Consider the following 3,486-nt stretch of genomic DNA (forward strand, 5'->3'; position numbering starts at 1 on the left):
GGTAATCCTGCGGGATATCCCAATGCTGGATGCCATAGAACGATTTAAGCAGTGCCCGGTTAAACACCCGCACCGCGTCCGGGCTGGCGAAGTCGATGCTCTCTTTGCCATACGGGTTAATGATCACGAATTTCGCCAGTTCCGGCGTGGTCTTGATCAGCGCCGGGAAGTCGTAACGGCCTGTGTGGCGGTTGCGCGGGTGCAAGGTAGCCTCTTTGCGCGGCGCGACGGGCTTGGCCGGGGCTGCGGTTTTAGGCTTCTTGCGCGGTGGTTTGGGTGTGCTGGGGGCGGTCATGTTGATTCTGGTGTTGGCTCAAAGTGGTGGGCATTGTCACACATCCTGAGGCCAACTCGTTCAAATGTGGGAGCTGGCTTGCCTGCGATGGCATCAACTCGGTCTGGCGGTTACACCGAGTCGGCTGCACCGCAGGCAAATCAGCTCCCACAAAGAGCAAAAAAAAGAGACCCGAAGGTCTCTTTTTTCACACAGTTTCCAGCTTACAGGCTGGAAATTCGCGCATGTTGCTCGGCCAGCTTGCCCAAAGCCTGTTCCGCTTCGGCCAATTTGGCGCGTTCTTTGTCGAAGACCTCAGCCGGCGCCTTGTCGACGAACGCCGCGTTGGACAGCTTGCCACCCACTCGCTGCACTTCGCCTTGCAGGCGCGCAATTTCTTTGTCGAGGCGGGCCAGCTCTGCGCCCTTGTCGATCAAGCCTGCCATCGGTACCAGCACTTCCATCTCGCCAACCAATGCGGTCGCAGACAGCGGCGCATCTTCGCCAGCCGCCAATACAGTGATCGACTCCAGCTTCGCCAGCTTCTTGAGCAGTGCGTCGTTCTCAGTGAGGCGACGCTGATCTTCGCTGCTGGCGTTCTTCACGAACACCGCCAACGGCTTGCCCGGCCCGATGTTCATCTCGGCACGGATGTTACGCGTGCCCATCATCAGGGTCTTGAGCCATTCGATATCACTTTCGGCCGCCTCATCGATGCGTGCTTCATTGGCCACCGGCCAAGGTTGCAGCATGATGGTCTTGCCTTCGATACCGGCCAGCGGCGCGATGCGCTGCCAGATCTCTTCGGTGATGAACGGCATGAACGGGTGCGCCAGGCGCAGCGCCACTTCGAGTACGCGCACCAGGGTGCGGCGGGTGCCGCGCTGGCGTTCGATCGGCGAATTCTCGTCCCACAGTACCGGCTTGGACAGTTCCAGGTACCAGTCGCAATACTGGTTCCAGATGAATTCGTACAAAGCCTGGGCGGCGAGGTCGAAACGGAACTGGTCGAGCTGGCGGGTAACTTCGGCTTCGGTGCGCTGCAGCTGCGAGATGATCCAGCGATCAGCCAGGCTCAGCTCATAGGCTTCGCCGTTCTGGCCGCAGTCTTCGCCTTTATCCAGCACGTAACGTGCAGCGTTCCAGATCTTGTTGCAGAAGTTGCGATAGCCTTCGACGCGGCCCATGTCGAACTTGATGTCGCGACCGGTGGACGCCAGCGAGCAGAACGTGAAACGCAGGGCGTCGGTGCCGTAGCTGGCAATGCCATCCGCAAACTCGTCGCGGGTCTGCTTCTCGATCTTCTTCGCCAGTTTTGGCTGCATCAGGCCCGAGGTGCGTTTCTGCACCAGGGTTTCCAGGTCGATGCCGTCGATGATGTCCAGCGGGTCCAGGACGTTGCCCTTGGACTTGGACATCTTCTGGCCCTGGCCATCCCGCACCAGGCCGTGTACGTACACGGTCTTGAACGGCACCTGCGGCGTGCCGTCTTCGTTCTTCACCAAGTGCATGGTGAGCATGATCATCCGGGCAACCCAGAAGAAAATGATATCGAAGCCGGTAACCAGCACGTCGGTGGAGTGGAATTTTTTCAGGAACTCGGTCTGTTGCGGCCAGCCCAGGGTCGAGAAGGTCCACAAGCCCGAGCTGAACCAGGTGTCGAGTACGTCGTTGTCCTGTTGCAGGGCGATGTCCGCGCCGAGGTTGTGCTTGGCACGCACTTCGGCTTCGTCGCGGCCTACGTACACCTTGCCCGACTCGTCGTACCAGGCCGGAATTCGGTGGCCCCACCACAGTTGACGGCTGATGCACCAATCCTGGATGTCACGCATCCACGAGAAGTACATGTTTTCGTACTGTTTAGGCACGAACTGGATACGGCCGTCTTCCACGGCAGCAATCGCAGGCTCGGCCAACGGTTTGGTGGACACGTACCACTGGTCGGTCAGCCACGGCTCGATGATGGTGCCGGAACGGTCGCCCTTCGGCACTTTAAGGCCGTGGTCGTCAACGCTTACCAGCAAACCGGCAGCGTCAAAGGCTGCCACGATCTGCTTGCGCGCTTCGAAACGGTCGAGGCCGGCGTATTCGGCCGGGATCTTGCCGTCGATGCTCTCGTTCAGCGTGCCGTCCAGGTTGAACACCTGGCAGGCCGGCAGTACGGCGGCGTTCTTGTCGAAGATGTTCAGCAACGGCAGGTTGTGGCGCTTGCCGACTTCATAGTCGTTGAAATCGTGGGCCGGGGTGATTTTCACGCAGCCGGTGCCGAATTCAGGGTCGCAGTAGTCGTCCGCGATGATCGGGATACGACGGCCAACCAATGGCAGCTCGACAAACTTGCCAATCAGCGCCTGGTAGCGTTCATCGTTCGGGTTAACCGCCACGGCGGCGTCGCCGAGCATGGTTTCCGGACGGGTAGTGGCGACGATCAGGTAGTCGTTGCCTTCAGCGGTCTTGGCGCCATCGGCCAGCGGGTACTTGAGGTTCCACAGGAAACCTTTCTCGTCGTGGTTTTCCACTTCGAGGTCGGAAATTGCCGTGTGCAACTTGGTGTCCCAGTTGACCAGGCGCTTGCCGCGGTAGATCAGGCCGTCTTCATGCAGGCGCACGAAGGCTTCTTGCACCGATTCCGACAGGCCATCGTCCATGGTGAAGCGCTCGCGGCTCCAGTCCACAGACGAACCGAGGCGACGGATCTGACGGCTGATGTTGCCGCCGGACTGGTCTTTCCACTCCCAGATCTTCTCCAGGAATTTTTCGCGACCCAGGTCGTGGCGGTTTTGGCCGGTGGCTTCGAGCTGGCGTTCCACCAGCATCTGTGTGGCGATACCGGCGTGGTCAGTACCCGGTTGCCACAGGGTGTTACGGCCCTGCATGCGGCGGAAACGGATCAACGCATCCATGATCGCATTGTTGAAGCCATGGCCCATGTGCAGGCTGCCAGTGACGTTCGGTGGCGGAATCATGATGGTGTAGGACTCGCCGGCACCTTGTGGGGCGAAGTAATTCTCGGACTCCCAGGTGTTGTACCAGGAAGTTTCAATGGCGTGCGGCTGGTAGGTCTTATCCATGCGCGGCGGGACCCTAGTTGGCATTAATTCAGGAAAGCCGACAAGTATAACGGGGGATAAGGCGCAGGGCGAGGCGAAGACGGGCTAGAGATGTATGTTGAGCAAATGTGGGAGCTGGCTTGCCTGCGATGGCGGTGTGGC

The 3,486-nt window shown here is 59.7% G+C and carries 2 protein-coding genes; both read right to left on the reverse strand.

What is annotated here, in order from left to right; all coding sequences use genetic code 11:
• On the reverse strand, positions 1–295 hold a 295-nt coding region (locus FEM54_RS27995; RefSeq protein ID WP_138453799.1), incomplete at its 3' end, for an RlmF-related methyltransferase.
• A gap of 203 nt (positions 296–498) precedes the next feature.
• Complete coding sequence (locus FEM54_RS28005) at positions 499–3,345, reverse strand: valine--tRNA ligase (protein ID WP_138453800.1); 2,847 nt, start codon at positions 3,343–3,345, stop codon at positions 499–501.
• Positions 3,346–3,486: the final 141 nt, after the last annotated feature.

Origin of the sequence: Pseudomonas edaphica, from assembly GCF_005863185.1 — a bacterium.
In the GTDB taxonomy this organism is placed as follows: domain Bacteria; phylum Pseudomonadota; class Gammaproteobacteria; order Pseudomonadales; family Pseudomonadaceae; genus Aquipseudomonas; species Aquipseudomonas edaphica.